22 protein-coding genes are annotated in these 22,313 nt (G+C 69.8%); 10 read left to right on the forward strand and 12 right to left on the reverse strand.

Going from position 1 to position 22,313, the window contains the following annotated elements; genetic code table 11:
* Positions 1-4: 4 nt before the first annotated feature.
* Positions 5-211, reverse strand: a complete 207-nt coding sequence (locus ABEG18_RS19680) for a YdcH family protein (RefSeq protein WP_406854741.1) — start codon at positions 209-211, stop codon at positions 5-7.
* Positions 212-477: 266 nt separating this feature from the next.
* Here ABEG18_RS19680 and ABEG18_RS19685 point away from each other — a divergent pair, with 266 nt between their 5' ends.
* A complete protein-coding gene (locus tag ABEG18_RS19685; protein WP_406854742.1) occupies positions 478-663 on the forward strand; it encodes a YdcH family protein in 186 nt (61 codons plus the stop codon).
* Between the two features lie 102 nt (positions 664-765).
* On the opposite strand, the gene ABEG18_RS19690 is transcribed toward ABEG18_RS19685, so the two are convergent.
* The gene (locus ABEG18_RS19690) at positions 766-2,394 is read right to left on the reverse strand and encodes an acyl-CoA synthetase (protein WP_406854743.1); all 1,629 of its coding nucleotides are present in this window, start codon (positions 2,392-2,394) and stop codon (positions 766-768) included.
* 117 nt (positions 2,395-2,511) lie between these two features.
* Positions 2,512-3,279 (reverse strand): sulfite exporter TauE/SafE family protein, encoded by a 768-nt coding sequence (locus ABEG18_RS19695; RefSeq protein WP_406854744.1) that lies wholly within the window; start codon positions 3,277-3,279, stop codon positions 2,512-2,514.
* 316 nt (positions 3,280-3,595) lie between these two features.
* On the opposite strand from ABEG18_RS19695, the gene ABEG18_RS19700 reads away from it, so the two are divergent.
* Complete coding sequence (locus ABEG18_RS19700; protein ID WP_406854745.1) at positions 3,596-5,500, forward strand: propionyl-CoA synthetase; 1,905 nt, start codon at positions 3,596-3,598, stop codon at positions 5,498-5,500.
* Positions 5,501-5,509: 9 nt separating this feature from the next.
* On the opposite strand, the gene ABEG18_RS19705 is transcribed toward ABEG18_RS19700, so the two are convergent.
* The 3 genes from ABEG18_RS19705 to ABEG18_RS19715 all read right to left on the reverse strand — a co-directional run bounded on the left by ABEG18_RS19705 (position 5,510) and on the right by ABEG18_RS19715 (position 8,181).
* Positions 5,510-5,992: a hypothetical protein gene (locus ABEG18_RS19705; RefSeq protein WP_406854746.1), complete on the reverse strand. Its 483-nt coding sequence runs from the start codon at positions 5,990-5,992 to the stop codon at positions 5,510-5,512.
* 5 nt (positions 5,993-5,997) lie between these two features.
* The gene (gene rlmN, locus ABEG18_RS19710; RefSeq protein ID WP_406854747.1) at positions 5,998-7,269 is read right to left on the reverse strand and encodes a 23S rRNA (adenine(2503)-C(2))-methyltransferase RlmN; all 1,272 of its coding nucleotides are present in this window, start codon (positions 7,267-7,269) and stop codon (positions 5,998-6,000) included.
* Positions 7,270-7,425: 156 nt separating this feature from the next.
* Positions 7,426-8,181 carry a hypothetical protein gene (locus ABEG18_RS19715; RefSeq protein WP_406854748.1) on the reverse strand — a complete coding sequence of 252 codons (756 nt, stop codon included), beginning with the start codon at positions 8,179-8,181 and terminating at the stop codon, positions 7,426-7,428.
* Between the two features lie 200 nt (positions 8,182-8,381).
* Between ABEG18_RS19715 and ABEG18_RS19720 the strand changes: the two genes are divergently transcribed.
* Both ABEG18_RS19720 and ABEG18_RS19725 read left to right on the forward strand, forming a co-directional pair.
* Positions 8,382-8,948, forward strand: a complete 567-nt coding sequence (locus ABEG18_RS19720; protein ID WP_406854749.1) for a sigma-70 family RNA polymerase sigma factor — start codon at positions 8,382-8,384, stop codon at positions 8,946-8,948.
* A 48-nt stretch (positions 8,949-8,996) separates the two neighbouring features.
* A complete protein-coding gene (locus tag ABEG18_RS19725) occupies positions 8,997-9,971 on the forward strand; it encodes an NADPH:quinone oxidoreductase family protein (protein WP_406854750.1) in 975 nt (324 codons plus the stop codon).
* A 6-nt stretch (positions 9,972-9,977) separates the two neighbouring features.
* Here the strand turns inward: ABEG18_RS19725 and ABEG18_RS19730 are convergent, their stop codons facing one another.
* Positions 9,978-10,322: a YkvA family protein gene (locus tag ABEG18_RS19730; protein ID WP_406858651.1), complete on the reverse strand. Its 345-nt coding sequence runs from the start codon at positions 10,320-10,322 to the stop codon at positions 9,978-9,980.
* A gap of 226 nt (positions 10,323-10,548) precedes the next feature.
* Here ABEG18_RS19730 and ABEG18_RS19735 point away from each other — a divergent pair, with 226 nt between their 5' ends.
* Positions 10,549-11,334 (forward strand): SDR family NAD(P)-dependent oxidoreductase, encoded by a 786-nt coding sequence (locus tag ABEG18_RS19735; RefSeq protein ID WP_406854751.1) that lies wholly within the window; start codon positions 10,549-10,551, stop codon positions 11,332-11,334.
* A 6-nt stretch (positions 11,335-11,340) separates the two neighbouring features.
* On the opposite strand, the gene ABEG18_RS19740 is transcribed toward ABEG18_RS19735, so the two are convergent.
* From ABEG18_RS19740 to ABEG18_RS19755, 4 genes are all read right to left on the reverse strand, one after another.
* The gene (locus ABEG18_RS19740; RefSeq protein ID WP_406854752.1) at positions 11,341-11,634 is read right to left on the reverse strand and encodes a 4a-hydroxytetrahydrobiopterin dehydratase; all 294 of its coding nucleotides are present in this window, start codon (positions 11,632-11,634) and stop codon (positions 11,341-11,343) included.
* A gap of 59 nt (positions 11,635-11,693) precedes the next feature.
* A complete protein-coding gene (gene thpR / locus ABEG18_RS19745) occupies positions 11,694-12,227 on the reverse strand; it encodes an RNA 2',3'-cyclic phosphodiesterase (RefSeq protein WP_406854753.1) in 534 nt (177 codons plus the stop codon).
* A gap of 194 nt (positions 12,228-12,421) precedes the next feature.
* A complete protein-coding gene (locus ABEG18_RS19750; protein ID WP_406854754.1) occupies positions 12,422-13,471 on the reverse strand; it encodes an aldo/keto reductase in 1,050 nt (349 codons plus the stop codon).
* A gap of 123 nt (positions 13,472-13,594) precedes the next feature.
* The gene (locus ABEG18_RS19755; RefSeq protein WP_406858652.1) at positions 13,595-14,272 is read right to left on the reverse strand and encodes an arylesterase; all 678 of its coding nucleotides are present in this window, start codon (positions 14,270-14,272) and stop codon (positions 13,595-13,597) included.
* A 126-nt stretch (positions 14,273-14,398) separates the two neighbouring features.
* Between ABEG18_RS19755 and ABEG18_RS19760 the strand changes: the two genes are divergently transcribed.
* The 4 genes from ABEG18_RS19760 (at position 14,399) to ABEG18_RS19775 (ending at position 19,388) form a co-directional block, all read left to right on the forward strand.
* Complete coding sequence (locus tag ABEG18_RS19760; RefSeq protein ID WP_406858653.1) at positions 14,399-15,100, forward strand: ABC transporter ATP-binding protein; 702 nt, start codon at positions 14,399-14,401, stop codon at positions 15,098-15,100.
* Positions 15,101-15,102: 2 nt separating this feature from the next.
* Positions 15,103-17,709: an ABC transporter permease gene (locus ABEG18_RS19765; RefSeq protein WP_406854755.1), complete on the forward strand. Its 2,607-nt coding sequence runs from the start codon at positions 15,103-15,105 to the stop codon at positions 17,707-17,709.
* 204 nt (positions 17,710-17,913) lie between these two features.
* On the forward strand, positions 17,914-18,699 hold the full coding sequence (locus ABEG18_RS19770; protein WP_406854756.1) for a Bax inhibitor-1 family protein: 786 nt from the start codon (positions 17,914-17,916) through the stop codon (positions 18,697-18,699).
* Between the two features lie 140 nt (positions 18,700-18,839).
* On the forward strand, positions 18,840-19,388 hold the full coding sequence (locus ABEG18_RS19775; protein WP_406854757.1) for an N-acetyltransferase family protein: 549 nt from the start codon (positions 18,840-18,842) through the stop codon (positions 19,386-19,388).
* 32 nt (positions 19,389-19,420) lie between these two features.
* Here ABEG18_RS19775 and ABEG18_RS19780 read toward each other — a convergent pair whose 3' ends face one another.
* On the reverse strand, positions 19,421-19,807 hold the full coding sequence (locus ABEG18_RS19780; RefSeq protein WP_406854758.1) for a DUF2794 domain-containing protein: 387 nt from the start codon (positions 19,805-19,807) through the stop codon (positions 19,421-19,423).
* A 626-nt stretch (positions 19,808-20,433) separates the two neighbouring features.
* On the opposite strand from ABEG18_RS19780, the gene htpG reads away from it, so the two are divergent.
* Positions 20,434-22,293, forward strand: a complete 1,860-nt coding sequence (htpG, locus tag ABEG18_RS19785; RefSeq protein ID WP_406858654.1) for a molecular chaperone HtpG — start codon at positions 20,434-20,436, stop codon at positions 22,291-22,293.
* The last annotated feature ends 20 nt before the right edge of the window (positions 22,294-22,313 follow it).

A 22,313-nucleotide genomic window follows, 5' to 3' on the forward strand; every position in this document is an offset into this window, starting at 1 on the left:
CTTCTCAGGCGATGATGTCGGGCGTGATCTGGTCCGAGATCCGGATGATCTGGTCCTTGAGCAGCAGCTTGCGCTTCTTCAGCCGCTGGATCTGCAGCTGGTCTGCGGCCGCGATCCCTTCCAGGGCGAAGATCGCGGCGTCGAGATCCCGGTGTTCGGTCTGAAGCCGGGCGAGCTCCGCCGCGAGCTGACCCTCTGCGAACTCATCCATCTCGTTGTGCATGGTAATGAAATGCGCCTCGCCTCAACCCGCCGACGCGAGCCCGACCACTATGCCAGAGCCTGCCGAACCGGCAAGGCGCCGCACGCGGGGCGGCCGCCTTTTCGCGCCTCTGTGACGGCTGCGCTTGCAACCGGCGGGCCTGCCCCCTAGCTGACAAGAACGGCCCGCGGGGGGCGTTTTCGAACGAATCACTCTTCCCGGTCGGGCCGCGACTGTGTCAGACTGATGACGTCAGAAAACACGGGAGGTACCGCATGGCATTGCAGTCCCATCTGGCCGAGCTCGAGCGCCGCCACCAGGCGATCGAAAAGGAGATCGAACGGGAAATCGGGGCCCCTGCTGGGGACGATCTCAGGCTCGCGGAACTGAAGCGAAAGAAGCTTCAGCTCAAGGACCAGATCGAGCGTTTGCGTATTTCCGCCAAACCGACACTGCACTGAATGGCCATTGTGAGTGCTTCGCGCCCATGATTGAAGGCGCGGACATTGCGTACTCCGCCGCATGCGCTCACCGCGCTGCGGCGGTTTAGTTTTTGGGCGGCCTCAGACGTCGCGGGCCATCTCGCGCAGCCGGAATTTCTGCACCTTCCCGGTGGATGTCTTGGGCAGCTCCGCGAAGACGATGTGGCGGGGGCATTTGTAGCCGGCCAGCCGCTCCTTGCACCACGCCAGCAACTCCGCCGCGGTCGCCTCGCGTCCGGGCTTCAGCTCCACGAAGGCGCAGGGCGTCTCGCCCCATTTCTCATCCGCTTTCGCCACCACGGCCGCGGCCTGGACGGCGGGATGCTTGAACAGCGCGTCCTCGACTTCGATCGACGAGATGTTTTCCCCGCCCGAGATGATGATGTCCTTGGAGCGGTCCTTCAGCTGGATATAGCCGTCCGGATGCTTGACCCCGAGGTCGCCGGAGTGGAACCAGCCGCCCGCGAAGGCCTCGTCGGACGCCTTGCGGTTCTTCAGGTAGCCCTTCATCACCACGTTGCCGCGGAACATGACCTCCCCGATCGTCTCGCCGTCGGCCGGCGCGCTCTCCATCGTGAGCGGGTCTTTCACGTCGAGCGCCTCGAGCGCGAGATAGCGCACGCCCTGGCGCGCCTTGCGGGTGGCCTGGGCGGCCGGATCGAGCTCATCCCAGGAGGCGTGCCAGTCATTCACCACCGCCGGCCCATAGGTCTCGGTGAGCCCATAGAGGTGGGTGACGTTGAACCCGGCCTCGCGCATGCCGGCCAGCACCGCCTCAGGCGGCGGAGCGGCCGCGGTGAAGAACTCCACCCGGTGCGGCAGGGGCTTTTTCTCGCTCTCCGGTGCGTTCAGCAAGGTCGACATCACGATCGGAGCGCCGCACAGATGCGTCACCTTGTGGGTCGCGATGGCGTCGTACATGGCGGCGGCGCGCACATAGCGCAGGCACACATGCGTGCCCACGGCGGCGGAGATCGACCAGGGGAAGCACCACCCGTTGCAGTGGAACATGGGCAGCGTCCAGAGATAGACCGGATGCTTGCCCATCGCGCAGGTCAGCACGTTGCCCTGCGCCAGCAGCGCCGCGCCGCGGTGGTGATAGACCACGCCCTTGGGGTTGCCGGTGGTGCCGGACGTGTAGTTGAGCGAGATCGCGTCCCACTCGTCGGCCGGATGCCGCCGCTCGAAGCGGGGCTCGCCCTGCGCCAGGAAATCCTCGTATTCGATCTCGCCCAGGCGCTCGCCTGCGCCCGTGTATTCGGGGTCGTCATAATCGATCACGATGGGCTTGACGGCGGCGAGCTCCAGCGCCGGCTTGACGATCCGGGAGAACTCGCGGTCGACGATCAGCACCTTGGCCTCGCCATGGTCGAGCGAGAAGCCGATGATCGGCGCGTCGAGCCGGGTGTTGAGCGTGTTGAGCACGGCGCCGGTCATCGGCACGCCGTAGTGGCATTCGAGCATGGCGGGCGTGTTGGCGAGCATCACCGCCACGGTGTCGCCGCGGCCGATCCCGCGCTTGGCCAGCGCCGACGCCAGCCTCTGGGATCGGGCGTGGAACTCCCGGTAGCTCCGCCGCAGCGATCCATGGATGATGGCGGTGTGGTCAGGATAGACCTGCGCGGCGCGCTCCAGGAAGGACAGCGGCGTGAGCGGCTGATGGTTCGCCGGATTGCGATCGAGATCGATGTCGTAGATGTCGGACGCCATGGCCGCTCCCCCTCCTGGGGCCCGGCCGCTTGCTTCCGGTCCCCGAACGCGCTGTCGCCGGACCGTAGCGGCGGGCCGGGACCGCGGCAATGGATCGATGGTCGACAGCCGCCGTCGTCACGACAGGTCGCGCACCCCGTCCCACATCAGCTTCAGCCCGACCCCGAAGCTGAGCCCGTAGATGATGGTGTAGAACCGGCTCGCGTCGATGCGGCGGACGAGCCAGACGCCCACGAAGGTCGCCGCGATCGCGGCCGGGATCAGCACCGCCGACGTGCCGAGGTTCTCGGGCGAGAACTGCCCCAGCGCCAGATAGGGAATCACCTTCACGGCGTTCGTGACGGCGAAGAACAGCGTGTTCGTGCCCGCATAGCTCTCCGGCGAGAGCCGCCGGGGCAGCACATAGACCTGGAAGGGCGGCCCGCCCGCATGGGCGACGAAGCTCGTATAGCCGGCGAGCGCTCCCCAGAACACGCCGGCCGCCGTCGAGGGCGGCGTTCCGCCGTCCGGTCCCGCGGCGTAGCGCCGGCGCCAGTACAGCGCCACGAAGCCGACCGAGATCACGCCGACGCCGACCCGCACCATCGCCTCGGTCACCCAGGCGGCGATGAGCCAGCCGATGGCGACGCCCAGGAACGAGCCCGGCAGCATCACGGCGAGGATCCGCCGGTCGAAGCTCTTGCGGTAGGCCCAGACGCTCACGACGTCCTGCACGAGCAGGATCGGCAGCATGATGGCGGCCGCCTTGACGGGCGACGTCACCAGAGCGAGCAGCGGCAGGGAGAGCAGGCTCAGCCCCGAGAAGCCGCCCTTGGACATGCCGACCAGCAGCACGGCGGGCACGGCCGCGGCGTAGAAACCGGGATCGGCGATGATCGGGGGCAAGGCGGGGACTCGCGGAAGGCTCGGGAAAAGCAGGCGGGAACGGTCCAGCATTGAGCATCAACCCCGGATCGGCGCAATCCAGGCCAGCGCAGGGCTGCGGCGCCCGCCCTGCGCCCGAAGCGCGAGGGATCGCCTCGCCGGATGGCTTGCTTCGAAAGTCTCTCCTGACGCAAAGCCCTTGCGGGTGTAGGTCGTGTTCCAGCGCCAGGCGGCCGTCGCGCCGCTCCGTCGGCGGGGTTGGCCCGCAAGAGGCCGGGCCGAGATCCGGACCAAGGACGCCCAGGCCTCCAGGCGCAGGACACAGGGGAGATCGTCCATGATCGCGACTGCGAGCCGCTATCCCGAGACCTACGCCGCTTGGAAGGCCGACCCCCAGGCTTTCTGGGCCAAGGCCGCCGAAGCCATCGACTGGATCAGGCCGGCCGAGACGATCTTCGATCCCGACCAGGGCGTCTATGGGCGCTGGTTCGCCGGCGCCGAGTGCAACACCTGCTGGAACGCCGTTGACCGGCACGTCCCGACCCGCGGCGCGCAGGCCGCGATCATCTATGACAGCCCCGTCACCGGGGCGAAGCGCACCTTGACCTACGCCGAGCTGCGCGACGAGGTGGCGGCGCTCGCGACCGTGATCCAGGATCTCGGCGTCCGCAAGGGCGACCGCGTCATCGTCTACATGCCGATGATCCCCGAGGCGGTCGTGGCCATGCTGGCCTGCGCCCGCATCGGCGCCATCCACTCCGTGGTGTTCGGCGGCTTCGCCGCCAAGGAGCTCGCCACCCGCATCGACGACGCCTCGCCGCGGCTCGTGCTGGCCGCCTCCTGCGGCGTCGAGCCCAGCCGGGTCGTCGCCTACAAGCCCCTGCTGGACGAGGCGATCGCGATCTCGTCCCACAAGCCCGAGGCCGTGCTCCTGCTGCAGCGCGCCGAATGCGCCGCCGCCATGCAGGCCGGCCGGGACCACGACTGGGCCGTCGCCACGTCGGCGGCGAAGGCCGCCGGCCGCTTCGCCGCCTGCGTCCCGGTGGCCGCCACGGATCCGCTCTACGTGCTCTACACCTCCGGCACGACCGGCAAGCCCAAGGGCGTCGTCCGGGACAATGGCGGCCACATGGTCGCGCTCGCCTGGTCCATGGCGAACCTCTACGACGCGCGGCCCGGAGAGGTTTTCTGGGCCGCCTCGGATGTCGGCTGGGTGGTCGGGCACTCCTACATCGTCTACGCCCCGCTGCTGGTGGGCTGCACGACGGTGGTCTACGAGGGCAAGCCGGTGGGCACGCCGGACGCCGGCGCGTTCTGGCGCATGATTTCCGAATACAAGATCCGCACCCTCTTCACCGCCCCGACCGCGTTCCGGGCGATCAAGAAGGAGGATCCCGGCGCCGAGCACCTGAAGCGCTACGACCTCGGCGGGTTCCGCGCCCTCTTCCTGGCCGGCGAACGGGCCGACCCCGACACGGTGAAATGGGCCGAGGACATCCTCGGCGTTCCGGTCATCGACCACTGGTGGCAGACGGAGACCGGCTGGCCCATCGTCGGCGATCCGCTGGGGCTTGGAGCGCTGCCCGTGAAGCACGGCTCGCCCACGGTGGCGATGCCGGGCTACGACGTCCAGGTGGTGGACGAAGGCGGCCACCCGGTGGGCCCGAACGTCATGGGATCGGTGGTGATCAAGCTGCCGCTGCCCCCCGGATGCCTGCCGACCCTCTGGCAGGCGGACGACCGCTTCCGCGAGAGCTACCTGGCCGCGTTCCCGGGCTTCTACAGCAGCTCCGACGCCGGCTTCATCGACGAGGACGGCTACCTGTTCATCATGGGCCGCACCGACGACATCATCAATGTCGCCGGCCACCGGCTCTCGACGGGCGGCATGGAGGAGGTGCTGTCGTCGCATCCCGACGTCGCCGAATGCGCCGTCATCGGCGTCAAGGACGCCCTCAAGGGCGAGCAGCCCTGCGGCTTCGTGGTGCTGAAGAGCGGCGTCTCAAAATCGCCCCTGGAGATCGAGAAGGAGATCGTGAAGCTCGTGCGCGACCGCATCGGGCCGGTGGCGGCCTTCAAGGTTGCCATCACGGTCAACCGCCTGCCCAAGACGCGGTCCGGCAAGATCCTGCGCGGCGCCATGAAGAAGATCGCCGACGGGGACCCCTTCACCACTCCCGCCACGATCGACGACCCGGCCGTGCTGGACGAGATCGCGGCGGCCCTGGAAGGGAAGTTCTGACGCCTGGCGTCAGGACGCCGAGGGGGCGGGGCCGACCGGCCCCATCTCCCGGCCCGCGATGGCCCAATAGACCAGACCCGACACGGCGCCCGTCAGGAACAGGAGCGCCAGGATCTTGCCGTCCGCCGTGTCGAGCGACTGCCCGCCCGGGCGCCCGAGCCACGCGATCGCGATCGTCAGCACGCCCGAGCCGCCGGCGTACCACACATAGGAGCCGACGCCCGCAGCCGCCCCGATGGCGGCGGTCAGGATCGGCGGCAGGCATAGCATCGCGGTCATGAGCGCCCAGAACCCGCCGGCCGCCGCCGCAAAGGCGAGGTCGGGACCCTCCCCGTTCATCGCGGCGGACAGGAGAGCCAGCGCGCTCGCAATGGTGAGATCCCCCGCCAGGTCGCGGGTTTCGGGCGCCAGCAGGCCGGCCACGGCAAGGAAGACGGCGCCCGCCGGAATCGCCAGCGCCAGGCCGATGAGGCCAAGGAACAGCCGCCGCACGGGCGCTACCCCTCCTGCGACACGAACATTCCCTCGGCCCCGATGCCGCTCTCCAGCATCAGCCTCGCGCGGGCGCGCAGCTTCTCGGTTTCGCTCTTCAGCTGCCCGCAGGCCGCCAGGATGTCGCGCCCGCGCGGCGTGCGGACCGGAGACGCGTAGCCGGCGCGGAAAACGACTTCCGAGAACGCCTCGATCTGCTCCCAGTCGGAGCACTCGTAGCGCGTTCCCGGCCAGGGATTGAACGGGATCAGGTTGATCTTGGCCGGGATGCCCTTCAGCAGCCGGACCAGTTCGCGCGCGTCGGACAGGCTGTCGTTGACGCCCTTCAGCATCACATATTCGAAGGTGATCCGACGCGCATTGCTGAGCCCCGGATAAGTCCGGCAGGCCTCGAGCAGGTCGCGGATGGGGTACTTCTTGTTCAGCGGCACGAGCTCGTTGCGCAGGTCGTCTCGCACGGCGTGCAGCGAAATGGCCAGCATCGAGCCGATCTCGTCCCCGGCGCGCCCGATCATCGGGACGACGCCCGAGGTCGACAGCGTGATGCGTCGCTTGGAGAGCGACATGCCGTCGCCGTCGGAGACCACCTCCATGGCGTCGCGCACATTCTCGAAATTGTAGAGGGGCTCGCCCATGCCCATCAGGACGACGTTGCTGATCGCCCGCTCGGCGTCGGGGACGAGGCCGTCGGTCGGACGCACGCCGCCGGGCCAGTCGCCGATCCGGTCGCGCGCGACCATGAGTTGCGCCACGATCTCGGCTGATGTCAGGTTGCGGACGAGCTTCTGCGTGCCGGTGTGGCAGAACGTGCAGGTCAGCGTGCAGCCCACCTGGGAGGACACGCAGAGCGTGCCGCGGTCCGATTCGGGAATGTAAACGGCCTCGATCTCGGCCCCGCGGTCATGCGGGCCGGTCGCCGGCATGCGCAACAGCCATTTGCGGGTGCCGTCGATGGAGACCTGTTCGGACACGATCTCCGGCCGCGCCAGCGTGAACCGTTCCGCCAAGGACGCGCGCAGGCCCTTGCCGACGCTCGACATGACGTCGAAGTCCTGGACGCCGCGAAAATAGATCCAGTGCCAGAGCTGCCCGACCCGCATGCGGATCTCACGCTCGGGCACGCCGATGCTGGCCAGCGCCTCGGCCAGCTCCGCCCGGGTCGCCCCCGCGAGCGAGCGCTTCTGCGGAACGCCGGACGCGGCCGGCTGCGTCAGGGCGGACGGCCCCGGAGCCTGGGCGGGATCGGGCCTGGCGATGTCGAGCGAGATGGCGGTCATGGATCCGGATTCCGGCGCGCCTGTGCGCGCACACACGAAAATCGGCGACCCGGCGCATGGCGCCGGGGCCGATCCACTATCACAGGAGAACGCGGAATCCTATGCGGGACCAAGATGGCCCCAATGCGGCGCCCGGATGGACGTCGCCCCGTGGCCTTACGGGCATTCCTTGCGGACGCGGTCGAGCGCCTGCGTCAGCCCGCTCAGGACGTAGCGGTCGGTCGAGCTGTTGCCGCGCTTCGACTTCGCCTCGATGGTCAGCGTCTGGCCGCGGCGCATGGCCTCCACGAAGGCGCTGTCCTCGGCGGCGTTCTTCACCCAGGCGGCGTTGCCCTTGGTGACGAGCGCGAAGCTGTTGGCGCCGATCACGGCCTTGCCGTCGCCGCCGTCCTGGGTGGCGAAGCCGAGCACCATGCTGACCTCGTTGCGCACCCCTTCGGCCGGTCGGTTGGCGATGAAGAGATAGCCCGGATCGCGGGTGAGGCTCTTGGGAAGGCGCTCCTTGGGCTGCGCCAGGGCGTAGCAGACCTTGCCCTTTCCGGTGCTGGAGGCGTACGCGCCCCAATCGCCGAAGACTTCGAGCTGCACGGGCTGGCCGCCGCCCGGGGCGGCCGGCGCCTTCGCGCCGGGCTTGCCGGCCGCGGTGGTCTTGCCGGCTGCGGGCTTGGCCGCCGCGGACGCGGGCGCGCCAGGCTTGGCCGGAGCCGCTGCGGGCTTGGCCGCCGTCGAAGGCTTGGCCGTGGTCCCGGGCTTGGGCGCGGCGGCCGTCCCCGCCGGCTTCGCCGGCGCCGCCTTGGCGGGCGGCTTCGCCGGGGTCGCATCCTGGGCCCGGACGAAACCCGTCGACAGGGCCATGGACAGGGCCAGAATGGTGAGGACTGCGCCGGAGCGCGAAGGGGCGAGTCGAATCATGGCTCTAGTTTAACGCGGCTGCGCCTTTGCGCTAAGCCGTAGATTGCATCAGGTCCCGGCTCTCGCGCCAGGGGGCGTCGCGACGGACATGGTTTCGCGCGGCGCCAAGACATGCCAACATGCGGTACGGTCCCGAACGGGATCGGGCATGGCCGGTCTGCCGGGGGCGAGGCCTGCCGAGGAATTGCAGAGATATCGCGTTGAGCTCCCACGAAGAACTGGCCGCACTCGTGTCCGCCGTCGCACAACGGCAGGATCGGCAGGCCTTTGCGCGCCTGTTCGACCATTTCGCGCCCCGGCTGAACGCCTACCTATTGCGCCTCGGCGCCGAGTCCGGCCAGGCCGAGGAACTCACCCAGGAGGTGATGGTCACGCTCTGGCGCAAGGCGGAGCAGTTCGACCCTGCCAAGTCCTCCGTCCCGACCTGGCTCTACCGCATCGCCCGGAACCGCCGCATCGACATGCTCCGGCGCGACCGGGTCGACTTCATGGACCCGCTCGAGGCCGATCTCGACATTCCCGACGACCCGCAGACCGACCGCATGCTGGACCTGCAGCAGCGCGAGGAGCGGTTGCGCCATGCCCTCGTGAGCCTGCCCCCGGAACAGCTCGATCTCGTCCGGCTGGCCTTCTATGACGGCCTGTCGCATAGCGAGATCGCCGAGAAGGTCCGGCTGCCGCTCGGCACCGTCAAGTCGCGCATCCGCCTCGCCTTCGGCCGGTTGCGCAAGCGGCTGGAGGCCGACGGCGTCGTGGAAGCCGGATGACCGCCGGCCGGCGCGCCCGTTGACCTGAGAACGCGAAGGAGCACCGCCATGCGCACCGTCCTGTGCCGGGCCTTCGGCCCTCCCGAGAGCCTGACCGTCGAGGACCTGCCCGATCCGACGCCGGGGCCCGGGACCGTCCTGGTCGACGTCGCCTGCACGGCGTTGAACTTCTTCGACACGCTGATCATCCAGAACCGTTATCAGGTCCGGCCCGAACTGCCCTTCTCGCCGGGGGCGGAGTTCGCGGGCCGCGTGGCCGCGCTGGGCGAAGGCGTCGAGGGGTTTCAGATCGGCCAGCGGGTGGCCGGCTATGTGGGCTACGGCGCCTGCCGGACCAAGGTGGTCGCCCCCGCGGGGCGGCTCATCCCTGTCCCGGACGGACTGCCGGACGAGGTCGCGGCCGGGCTGCTGGTCACCTACGGGACGTCGCTGCACGCGCTGCAGGACCGCGCCAGGCTGCAGCCGGGCGAGACCCTGGCGGTGCTGGGAGCGGCGGGCGGGGTCGGCCTCGCGGCCGTGGAGCTCGGCGCCATCCTGGGCGCCAAGGTCATCGCCTGCGCCTCCTCGGCGGACAAGCTCGCTCTGGCCCGCCAGCATGGCGCGGACGAGACGTTCGACTACTCGGCCGGCGACCTCAAGGAGGGCCTGAAGAGCCTGACCGGCGGCAAGGGAGTGGACGTCGTCTACGACCCCGTGGGCGGCGACCTGTCCGAGCTCGCCTTGCGGGCGATCGCCTGGAAGGGCCGCTTCCTCGTGGTGGGCTTCGCGGCCGGAGACATTCCCCGCATCCCGCTCAATCTCATGCTGCTGAAGGGCTGCGACGTGCAGGGGGTCTTCTGGGGCGCCTTCGCCGACAAGGAGCCGGCCCGCAACGCCGCCAACATCCGCCAGATCTTCGCCTGGGCGGCCGAGGGCCGCCTCAAGGCTCACGCCTCGACTATCCTTCCCCTCGACCAGACCGCGCAGGCGATCCGGCTCCTCGCCGATCGCAAGGCGACCGGCAAGGTGCTCGTCAGGATGTGACGAGGCTCAGGCCCCGAGGTCCGACTGCAGCGCGGCCTTCGCCTTCTCGCGATGCTCGGGCTTGATGGCGCGCGAGACGCTGGCGATCGCCGTGGCGATGACGGCGGCGTCGTCCGTGAAGCCGATCAGGGGCATGAAGTCCGGCAGCACGTCGAACGGCATGACGAAATAGGCCAGCGCGCCGACCAGGATCAGCTTGACCCGGCGCTCGGTGGACGGGTCCAGAGCGCAGTAATAGGCGGCCAGCACGTCCTCGGCGAACGGGATGGTCTTGCCCACGCGCTTCAGCAGCCGCCATGCGTCGGCGAACACGCGCTTCTCGTCGCGGGCCGCGCGCCGGATCGCATCCATCTCGGCCTGGCTGAGCTTGCGGCCCAGGAGTTCGTCGGACGACTGCGTCATGGTCTCCTCCGTCGGCGCGGCGGGATCGTCGCGCGCAACGTTCCGAGAGATGGTCCCGGGCGCCCCCGCTTGCAAGCAGCGGAGGCTTGGCGGGTCGCTCCCCCCGCGCCGATCCGGGCTTCCCCGCCCGCGGAGGATGCGGCTAGATAGGGGCGGAAACGCCAGGGAGCACGCCATGAGGATCGACGCCGCCATCGCCGCCATCGTGACGGGCGGAGCATCCGGGCTGGGCGAGGCCACCGCCCGCATGCTGGCCGCGCAGGGCGCCCGGGTGGCGATCTTCGACATGAACGAGGCGCGTGGGCCGGCCGTCGCAGCCGAGATCGGCGGCGTGTTCTGCCCGGCGGACGTCTCCGACGAGGCGTCCGTCGACGCCGCGCTCCAGAAGGCCCGCGCGGCGCACGGGGTGGAGCGCATCCTGGTCAACTGCGCGGGCGTGGCGCCGGGCAAGCGCACGGTCTCGCGCAAGCGCGATACGGGCGAGTTCGTCGCCCACGACCTCGCCACCTTCGCCCGCACGCTGGCCATCAACCTGGCCGGCACCTTCCAGATGATCGCCAAGTGCTCCGCCGCCATGGCCGGGCTGGACCCCGTGACGCCGGACGGCGGACGCGGCGTCATCGTCTGCACCGCGTCCGTGGCGGCCGAGGACGGGCAGATCGGGCAGGCGGCCTACTCGGCCTCCAAAGGGGGCGTGGTCGGCATGACGCTCCCGATTGCGCGCGACCTCGCCGGCCATGGGATCCGGGTGATGACGATCATGCCGGGGCTGTTCCAGACGCCGATGTTCGAGAGCGTGCCGGACGACATCCGCGCCTCGCTGGAGGCCGGCATCCCCTTCCCGTCCAGGCTCGGGCGGCCGGAGGAATACGCCGCGCTGGTGCGCGCCATCGTCGAGAACGACATGCTGAACGGCACGGCCATCCGGCTCGACGGCGCGCTGCGCATGCAGCCCAAATAGGCCCCGTCAGCGTCCGGCGAGGCGGTCCATCGCCTGGGCGAGCCGGACATCGAGCTCGGTCAGCCCCCCGGCGTCATGCGTGGCGAGCGTCACGTCCACGGTCTTGTAGACGTTGGACCACTCCGGATGGTGGTCCATGCGCTCCGCCACGAGGGCGCAGCGGGTCATGAACCCGAACGCCTCGTTGAAGTCCCGGAAGACGAAGGTCTTGCGGATCGCCTCGCGGCCGTCGACCAGCGCCCAGCCGGTCAGGCGCTCCAGCGCCTGCGTCCGTTCCGTCTCGCTCAAGCGCGTCGCCATGGCGTTCTCCCGTGCTCCGGCGTTCATACGCCATCACGACGCCGGGACGAAATCCCCGATCAGCCCAGCGGGTAGGCGGCCTCCACGATATAGGGCCCGCCTCCCGTGGAGGCCCTGGAGGAGAACAGCACGAAGCGGTCCGCCTTGAAGCTTCGCGACGGAACGTGCCCCTGCCCGGCCAGGAAGTCGGCGACGTGCCAGGGAGTAGTGTCGCGCAGCCGCGCCAGAGTGACATGCGGCGTGAATTTGCGCTTTTCGGGCGGCAGTCCGGCCCGCCGGACGATGCGCTCCTGCTCGGCCTGCAATTCGATGAGCGCCTGGTCGGGCTTGATCCTCGCCACCAGCGCCCGCGGCTTGTCGCCTCCGAAGGTCGTCAGCCCGTCGATGGTGAGCGTCAGCGGCCGCCGCCGGACGCCCGCCAGCATGTGGTAGACGTCGCGGGCGTAGTGCTCGTCGATGTCGCCCATGAAGCGCAGCGTGACGTGGTAGTTCTCGACGTCGATCCATCGCGCGCCGACCAGCCCGCCCCGAAGGCTCGAAAGGGAGGTGGCGATATCGGGCGGGACCTCGAGACCAGTGAAGAGACGCGGCATCCTGCCCTCCCCTCTGAGGCCCGGAGCGCTCGCCCGGGCCGTCTATCGTAACGGTCACGGGCGGACTGGACCGTGCTCGTCGCGGAGCGCGCCCGACGGCTCCGCCCCTGCAGAATGGTGGAGCCGGTCGTGATTCTCAATCGGCCCGCAGCGGACAATCGCGTCGGCCCCACGCGGGTTTCAACAACCCGCCGTCAGGGACACGGATTCTGGTGGATCTGGTGGATGGCGTCGATGGCGGCCTCCAGCTCCGGCGCGAGCTTCACCTGCGCCGACGCGATGTCGGTCTTCAGCTGGTCCATCGAGGTCGCCCCGATGATGTTGGAGGCCAGGAACGGCCGCGCATTGACGAAGGCGAGCGCCATCTGCGCCGGATCCATGCTCCAGTCCCGCGCCAAGGCCACGTAGCGCGAGATGGCCTCCTCGGCGCCGGGCTTCTGGTAGCGCTGCCCGCGGTTGAACAGCGTGGTCCGCGTCCCGGCCGGGCGGGCGCCGTGCAGGTACTTGCCCGTCAGGAAGCCCTGGGCCAGCGGCGAATAGGCCAGCAGGCCCACCTGCTCGCGCATCGAGATCTCCGCCAGCGCCACCTCATAGGTGCGGTTCAGGAGGTTGTAGGCGTTCTGCACCGAGGCCACGCGCGGCAGTCCCCGCGCGTCGGAGGCCTGCAGGAACTTCATTGTCCCCCAGGCGCTCTCGTTCGAGAGGCCGACGTGACGCACCTTTCCGGCCTTCACGAAGTCGCCCAGCACCGCGAGGACCTCCTCGATCGGGTTCTCGGGACCGGCGAAATCAGCCTGGCGGTACACGGTGGGGTTGGATCCCCACGGCATCGGACGGTCCGGCCAGTGCAGCTGGTAGAGGTCGATATAGTCGGTCTGGAGCCGCTTCAGGCTCTTGTCGAGAGCCTCGGTCATCTGCGCCCGGTTGAGCTCGCCGGGGATCCGCCCGTCCCGGAACCAGTCCATCTCGCTGCGGCCGATGACCTTGGTGGCCAGGATCACCTTGTCGCGCGTCTTGCGGGAGGCGAACCAGCTGCCGACGATGCGCTCGGTGGAGCCCTGCGTCTCGGCCCGCGGCGGGATGGAGTAGAGCTCGGCGGTGTCGAAGAAGTTCACGCCCTGGTCCAGGGCGTAGTCCATCTGCTCGTGCCCTTCGGCCTCGGTGTTTTGCTGGCCCCACGTCATGGTGCCAAGACAGATGAGGCTGACCTTCAGGCCGGTGCGGCCGAGGGGACGCTTTTCCATGTCGCTCTCCGATAGGCGCGGCCCGCCGCGAGGGCCGGCCGGAACAGGCCCGGCTTGAAGCACGGAACGCGCCCGCGCGCCACCCGCTCGACGCGGGCGCGCCATGCCGCATAGGGAACAGGCTTAGGAGGCGCTGGGCTTCAGGCCCGCCAGGAAGGCCGTCACGCTGGGCAGGATGCGCGACACGATCACCTTGACGCCCTCGGGGGTGGGATGGAGGCCGTCCTTCAGGTTCAGCTTGGGGTCGCCCGCAATCCCGTCGAGGAAAAAGGGATAGAACGCCGCCCCGTGCTTGGCGGCGAGCTGGGGAAACACGCCGTCGAACGCCTGGATGTACTCGGCGCCCATGTTGCGCGGCGCATACATGCCGGCCATCAGCACCGGCACGCCCCGGGCCTTCAGGCGCGCGAGGATCTCGTCCAGCGCCTTGAGGGTGACCGACGGGTCGATCCCGCGCAGCGCGTCATTAGCGCCCAGCTCCAGGATCACCGCGTCGGTGCCGTCGGGGACCGACCAGTCCAGCCGGGCCAGCCCCTGCGAGGCGGTGTCGCCCGAGACCCCCGCATTGGCGACCTCCACGTCGAGGCCGTTGGCGCGCAGGGCCTTCTCGAGCTGGGCCGGGAAGGCGGCGTCGCCCGGCAGCATGTAGCCGGCCGTGAGGCTGTCGCCGAGCGCGACGACCCGCAAGGTGCGGGCCTGGACGGCCGCGCCGGAGAGCAGAAAGGCCATGGCGAATCCCAGCGCCGCGGCCACGATCCGCCAGGCCGCGCTGGGACGAAACGCCCCGCCCGGCTGGCGCATGCGGGCCGAACGCCCATATTGGGGTACGGTCGAAGATGATGACGGTTTCGCCGCGGCGTCGGCGGTCATCGGCGATCGGGCCATGTGGACATCATTCATGGCCGTGACATCGGCACGGGCGGCGACATGGTCAAGGCGATCGAACTCGAAAATGTGGATCTCAGCCTGGGGCGCGGCGCCGCCAGGGTGCACATCCTGCGCGGCGTCTCGCTCGCGGTGGAGCAGGGCGAGGCCGTGGGGCTGGTGGGCCCGTCCGGCTCGGGCAAGTCGACGCTGCTCATGGTGATGGCCGGCCTGGAGCGCCAGGACGCCGGCGTGGTGCGCATCGACGGGCAGGATCTCGGGCCCCTGGACGAGGACGCGCTGGCGCGGTTCCGTGGCCGGCGCGTCGGCATCGTGTTCCAGTCCTTCCACCTGCTTCCGACCATGACGGCGCTGGAGAACGTCGCGGTCCCGCTCGAACTCTCGGGCGCGCCGGACGCGTTCGAGCGGGCCGAGGCCGAGCTGCAGCAGGTGGGCCTCGGCCACCGGCTCGCCCATTACCCGGCGGAGCTCTCCGGCGGCGAGCAGCAGCGCGTCGCGCTCGCACGGGCGCTGGCCCCGAACCCCGCCATCCTGGTGGCCGACGAGCCGACCGGCAATCTCGACGAAACCACCGGCGCGCAGATCGTCGACCTGCTGTTCCGCATGAAGCGCGAGCGCGGGGCCACGCTGGTGCTCGTCACCCATGATCCCGGCCTCGCCCGCCAGTGCGACCGCACCATCGCGCTCCGCTCCGGGGCCATCGACGCCGAGCGCTCGGCCGCCCTCACCGCCGGCCGGGCCTGACCATGCACGGGACCGTCCGCGCCTCCGCCCGCCGCGAACCGTTGCGCGGCCCCGCCCCGCCCCAGACCACGGCGACGGCGCTCGCCGTGACCTTCCGGCTGGCCTTCCGCAACCTGCGCAGCGGCCTGCGCGGCTTCGGCGTCTTCCTCGCCTGCATCGCGCTCGGCGTCGCCGCAATCGCCGGAGTGGGGTCGGTCGCCCGGTCGCTTGGCGACGGCCTCGCCGGGCAGGGCCGCACCATCCTGGGCGGCGACGTCTCGGCGAGCCTTCTGCAGCGCGAGGCGACCGACGCCGAGAAGGCGTTCCTGGCCTCGCAGGGCCGCCTCGCCAGCGTCGCCACCATGCGGGCCATGGTGCGGGTGGGCGAAGCCCAGACCGCGCTGGTCGAGATCAAGGCCGTGGATGGCGGCTACCCCTCCGTCGGGACGCTCGCCGTCGATCCGCCGATGGCCCCCGACGCGCTCGTCGCCCGGGAGGGCGAGGCGTTCGGCGCCGCCGCCGACGCCGCCCTCTTCACGCGGCTGGGCCTGAAGCCGGGCGCGGTGGTGCGGCTGGGCGACGCTCGCATCCTGCTGCGCGCCACCGTCGAATCCGAGCCCGACAAGCTGGCGGCGGGCATCTCCTTCGGCCCGCGCCTGCTGCTCTCGCAGGACGCGCTCCGGGCCTCCGGCCTGCTTCAGCCGGGCAGTCTGGTGCGCTGGTCCTACCGGCTGATCCTGCCGAGCTCCGACGACGCGGCCCTGGCCCGCTTCTCCGCCGCGGTCGAGAAGGCGCTGCCGGAATCGGGCTTCGACGTGCGGTCGCGGGTGAACGCGGCCCCACAATTCGCCAAGAACATCGAGCGGTTCAGCCAGTTCCTCACGCTGGTCGGCCTCGCCGCGCTGGTGGTCGGGGGCGTCGGCGTCGCCAATGCGGTGTCGGCTTATGTCGACCGCCGCCGCGCCTCGCTGGCGACGCTGAAGAGCCTCGGCGCCACCGGCGGCCGCGTCTTCGCCATCGCGCTCATCGAGATCCTCGCCTTGGCCGGGCTCGGCGTCCTCGTCGGCCTGGCGATCGGGGCGGTGCTGCCCTATGCGCTGGCCGGCAGCCTCGGCGGGCTGCTGCCGATCCCGCTCGAGCCGCATGTCTATGGACGCGAACTCGCCACGGCCGCGCTCTACGGCCTGTTCACCGCGCTGGCCTTCTCGCTCTGGCCGCTGAGCCGGGTGCACGACATCTCCGTCTCCGGCCTGTTCCGCGACCAGGTCGCGCCGGACTCCCGCTGGCCGCGCAAGCGCTATCAGGCCGCCCTGGCGCTCTCGGTCGCGGCGTTGGCGGGCAGCGCCGTCCTGTTCAGCTATGACCGGCGCGTCGCCATGGCGGCCGTGGTGGGAACGGCGGTCTCCTTCGTCCTGCTGCGCCTCGTCGCCTCCGCCATCATGGCCGCGGCCCGGCGCGCGCCGCGCGTCCGGCGCACGGAGCTGCGGATGGCGATCGCCAACATCCACCGGCCGGGCGCGCTGACGCCCTCGCTCGTGCTGTCGCTGGGGCTCGGCGTCACCCTGTTGGTGACGCTCTCGCTCGTCGACGCCACCATCCGCGGCCAGCTCACGCGCTCCCTCCCAGAGCGGGCGCCGAGCTTCTTCTTCCTCGACATCCCGTCCGGCGACGCGGACCGCTTCGACGCGCTGCTGCAGGACGTCGCCAAGGGCGCGAAGATCGAGCGCGTGCCGATGATGCGCGGACGCGTCGTCTCGCTGAAGGGCGTTCCGGCCGCGCAGGTCAAGGCGGCCGAGAACGCGACCTGGGTGCTGGAGGGCGACCGGGGCATCACCTATGCGGCGACGCTGCCGGAAGGCTCCGTCCTGGCCGCGGGCGAATGGTGGGCCCCGGACTACAAGGGTCCGCCGCTGGTCTCCTTCGACGACGAACTCGCCAAGGGGCTTGGCCTGCAGGTCGGAGACCCGATCGCCGTCAACGTGCTCGGGCGCAACATCACGGCCCGCATCGCCAATCTGCGCCGGGTGGAGTGGCAGTCGCTGGGCATCAATTTCGTCATGGTGTTCTCGCCGTCGGCCTTCGCCGGGGCTCCGCATTCGGACCTGTCGACCGTCACCTTCCCGGGCGGCGCGCCGCAGGAACGCGAGCAGGCGGTCGTGGCCGCCATGGCGCGCGATTTCCCCAACGTCACCACCGTGCGGGTCAAGGATGCGCTCGACGCCATCAACGACGTCGTCGGGCAGCTCGCTCTGGCCATCCGGGGCGCCAGCGCGGTCGCCGTGGTGGCGAGCGTGCTTGTCCTGGCCGGGGCCCTCGCGGCGGGGCGCCGCTCGCGCGTCTATGACGCGGTCGTGCTGAAGACGCTGGGGGCGACGCGCGGGCGGCTGCTCGCCGCCTTCCTGCTGGAATACGGCCTGCTCGGCCTCGCCACGGCGGTGTTCGGCGCGCTGGCCGGAGCCGGCGCGGCGTGGTGGATCGTGTCGCGCCTCATGAAGCTCACCTTCGAGTGGCCCATGGGCGGCGCCCTTGGCGTCGCGGCGGCGGCGATCGTGGTCACGATCGTTCTGGGCCTCGCCGGGACATGGCGCATCCTCGGCCAGAAGCCGGCCGGGTATCTCCGCGACCTCTAACAAGAAGAGGCCTCCCGGGCCGCGCCCGCCGGAGTAGAAGCGGCGGTCTTGAGCGCTGTTTAGACTTGAGAAATTCCAGCTCTGCTTTTTGGGATCGCCGCTCACGGCCTGGCTCTTGTTTTCCCGCAGGCCGCCCCTCATATTCCTCGTAACTGCCGGAGTAACCGGTGGGAGGGGAAGCAATCCGCTCGTCGAGAGGACCAAATGTCGAACTATGATCGCAACGCCTATTCCCAGTTCGGGCCGGTCGCCGGCCGGGCTGGCGCGGCCGAGTACGACCAGGGCCTGCGCGCCTATATGCTCGGCATCTACAATCACATGACGCTGGGCCTGGCGATTTCGGCGCTGGTCGCGCTGGGCGCCTACATGGCCGCCACGTCGTCCGTGCCGACCGCCTATCCGATCGGCCGTTCCATCTACCTGACCGGCTTCGGCGCGGCGCTCTATCTGAGCCCGCTGAAGTGGCTGGTGATGCTCGCGCCGCTGGGCTTCGTGTTCTTTCTCTCGTTCCGCTTCGAGAGGATGAGCTACAGCGCCCTGACGACGACCTTCTGGGCCTTCGCGGCCGTGATGGGCCTGTCGCTGAGCACGATCTTTCTCGTGTTCAAGATGGGCAGCATCGTCCAGACGCTGTTCATCACCGCCGCCGCCTTCGGCGCGCTCTCGCTCTACGGCTACACCACCAAGCGTAGCCTGTCGGCGATGGGCTCGTTCCTGGTGATGGGCCTCTTCGGCCTGGTCATCGCCAGCCTGGTGAACATCTTCTTCGCCAGCGGCGCGCTGCAGTTCGTCATCAACGTGGTGGGCGTTGGCATCTTCGCCGGCCTGACCGCCTGGGACACGCAGCGCCTGAAGAGCGAGTACGACGTCGTCGCCGGCGACACCGAGCTGGCCGGCAAGGCTTCGGTGATGGGCGCGCTGTCGCTCTACCTGAACTTCATCAACATGTTCCAGATGCTGCTCTCCCTGGTGGGTCAGCGTAACGACTAAACGGTCCCAGGATCGGCGAGGAGAAGGCCCCGGATGCTCCCGGGGCCTTTTTTGTTGCAACCCTGCCGTTTTCCGGACGTATGCAAGCGGTGGCGCCGCGACGCGCCGCATCCCTCGTCCAAGCTTCTGGGCCGCCCTGAATGACCGCCATTATCCGCCCGTCCGAACCGCGCGACCTCCCGGAGCTGACCGCCATCTATCGGCATGCGGTCCTGAACGGGACCGCCTCGTTCGAGATCGATCCGCCGGACGAGGCCGAGATGGCCCGCAGACGCGATGCGCTGCTCGGCGCCGGCTTCCCCTATCTGGTCGCCGAGGAGGACGGCCGGATCTTCGGCTACGCCTATGCGGGCCCCTACCGGCCGCGTCCCGCCTATCGGTATACGGTCGAGGACTCGATCTACGTCGCCCCCGACCTGCAGGGCCGCGGCGTCGGCCGGGCCCTGCTGTCGGCCCTGATCGAGGAGTGCGAGCGGCTCGGTTTCCGGCAGATGATCGGCGTCATCGGCGACAGTTCCTCGACCGGGTCCATCGCGCTTCACCGGTCGCTGGGCTTCCTCAACGCCGGCGTGGTGCGCGACGTGGGCTACAAGCACGGCCGCTGGCTGGACCAGGTGATCATGCAGCGGCGTCTCGGCTCCGGCACGGACGGCGTGCCGGGCGTGGAGCGGTCGGCCGAGACCGCCTGACGGCGTCCGGCCGGCCCCAAGGCGGTCTCACGTCAGCCGGCCACCAGCCGAAGCGGCTTCTCCAGCACGTTGAGCACGCGGGCGAGCTCGTGCCCGCGCTTCATGATCAGCCCGCTCGCGGCGATCACCGCATAAGCGCCCTGGCGGCGCGCCAGCTTGGGGGTCTTCTCGATCCTGTAGAGCGGAAACTCGTTCGCCCGTCGGTAGACGCAGAAGACGGCCTTCTCCTTGAGAAAATCGAGCGAATAGTCGCGCCATTCGCCCTCCGCCACCTTGCGCCCGTACACGTCGAACAGCTCACGCAGCTCGTGCCGGTCGAACACGACCTGCATCGGACCCGGGGAGCCGAAGACGCCGGGCCCGGGAGCCTCGCGCGTCCTCGATGCGCTTTGCGGTTCCGACAGGTCCACCTCGCTCATCACGCCTCCATCGTCAGCGGCGGGGGTCCGCCGAGCAGTAGGCGCCAGTCTGGCATGGTTCGGACGGGCTTGGAAACGGCCGCTTTCGCCGCGATGCAACGCGAAGGTTGCGAGCGGACGCGTAGGGCTTCGAGGTCGGCGCGCCGCCACAAAGAATCCTTGAAGCGGACAATTGGACGCCCCGATGCGGGTCGAGCATCTTCCCTGTTGCCTCGGGCCCGAACTCGGTTCGTCCGGATCGATCAGCCCCCCAGCCCCCCGGTGTACGGGGTTCGGGCCCACCATTTCAGTTCCCTGTCTCAGGGTCGCCGCAAGGCGGCCCTTTTCTTTTGGCGCAACCTGCAAGGCGCCGGGCGCTTGAAATTCCCGCTTTCGCCCGCAATATCCGGCCGGCGGCCAAGGTCCTGCTCCCCAGATCCGTTCGGGCGAGCGCCCTTGGCCCGATCCATCCAGCCCCGCCCCCGAGCGGCTCAACAGCGACGAGGCAGACCGTGGCCAAGACCAAAGCGCCGAACGCAGGCGCGCCGACCCCAGAAGCGGCATCTCAAGCCCCATCCGAACACCAGGCCGGCCCAGCCCAGGCCGGCAAGACCGAGAACCGCGCCTTCGAGGCGGACGTCTCCCGCCTGCTCCACCTCATGGTCCACTCGGTCTACTCGGACCGCGACATCTTCCTGCGCGAGCTCGTCGCCAATGGCGCGGACGCCTGCGAGAAGCTGCGCACGCTGGCGCTGCAGGACGGCTCGCTCCTGTCCGACGACGCCGACCTCGGCGTGACGCTGACCTGCGACCCGAAGGGCAAGACCCTCACGGTCTCCGACAACGGCGTCGGCATGAGCCATGACGACCTCGTCGAGGCGCTCGGCACCATCGCTCGCTCCGGCACGCGCGCCTTCCTGGAGCAGCTTGGCGAAAAGACCGACGGCTCGCGCCTCATCGGCCAGTTCGGCGTCGGCTTCTACTCGGCCTTCATGGTGGCCCAGCGCGTCGACGTTCTCACCCGCAAGGCCGGCTCCGACGAGGGCTGGCTCTGGACCTCCGACGGCCAGGGCGCCTATTCCATTGAGCCCACGGACGCCGCCCCGCGCCGCGGCACGAAGGTCGTGCTGCACCTCGCCGAGGGCAGCGAGGACTACGCGGAGCCCTACACGGTCGAGCGAATCATCCGCGAGCACGGCAGCGCCGTGCCGGTGCCGGTGGACCTGGTCGCGCCCAAGGCGGCCGAGGACGGCGACGCCAAGGACGGCGAGGCGACCGAAACCCGGCGCCTCGCGGACGGCGCTGCGATCTGGACCAAGCCGAAGAGCGAGATCACCCCGGAGGACTACAAGTCCTTCTACCAGGCGGTGGCGACGCAGTTCGACGACCCGGCGCTGACCATTCACTACCGGGCGGAAGGCCGCCACGAATACGCGGTGCTGGCTTTCGTGCCCTCCACGCCCCCGATGGCGCTGTTCGACCCGCTCCGCAAGGGCAGGATGAAGCTCTATGTGCGCCGGATGTTCATCTCAGACGAGTTGGAGATCCTGCCCGGTTATCTGCGCTTCGTCTCGGGCGTCGTGGATTCGTCCGACCTGCCGCTCAACCTCTCCCGCGAGACCATCCAGGAGAGCCCGATCCTGACGGCGATCCGCAAGGGCGTCACCAACCGGATCCTCTCGGAGCTGGACAAGCTCTCCGACAAGGAGCCGGAGACCTTCGCGGCGGTGTGGAAGGCGTTCGGCCCGGTCCTCAAGGAGGGCCTCTACGAGGACTACGAACGCCGCGACGCCCTGTTCGGCATCGCCCGCTTCGCCACCTCCAAGCATCCCGAAGGCGGCCGCTCGCTGAAAGCCTATGTGGCGGAGCTGCGCAAGAACCAGACGGACATCTGGTACCTGGTCGGCGACGACGCCAAGCGGCTGGAGGCGAGCCCCCATCTGGAAGGCTTCAAGGCCCGCGGCATCGAGGTGCTGCTGCTGTCGGATCCGGTCGACGCGTTCTGGGTCCAGAACGCGCTCGGCTTCGACGGCAAGCCGTTCAAGTCGGTGACCCAGGGCGCGGCCGACATTTCCGCCGTGCCGTTGGCCGAGGGCGAGACCGAGGCCGACCAGAAGGACGTGTCCGCCGGGGTCGCGACCCTGCTGGCCTTCGTCAAGCAGGAGCTCGCCGAGGACGTGTCCGACGTGAGGGCGTCCAGCCGCCTCGCCGAAAGCGCCGCCTGCCTGGTGGCCGGCGAACACGGCCCGGACCGCGGCCTCGAGCGGCTCCTCGCCGCGCATGGAAAGCTGTCGGAGGCGACCAAGCCCGTGCTGGAGCTGAACCCCCGGCACGCGCTGGTGTCGCGCCTCGCCGAGCGGCTGTCGGAGGGCGGCGACAAGGAGATCGTGCAGGACGCCGCGCATCTCCTGCTCGACCAGGCGCGGGCGGCCGAAGGGCAGCCCCCGGCCGACGCCGCCGCCTTCGCCCGGCGCCTCACACGCCTGATGCAGAGCGCCATCGGCTGAACCGGACAGCTCCGCCCTCC

Source organism: Alsobacter sp. KACC 23698 (assembly GCF_045348435.1).
GTDB lineage: Bacteria > Pseudomonadota > Alphaproteobacteria > Rhizobiales > Beijerinckiaceae > Alsobacter.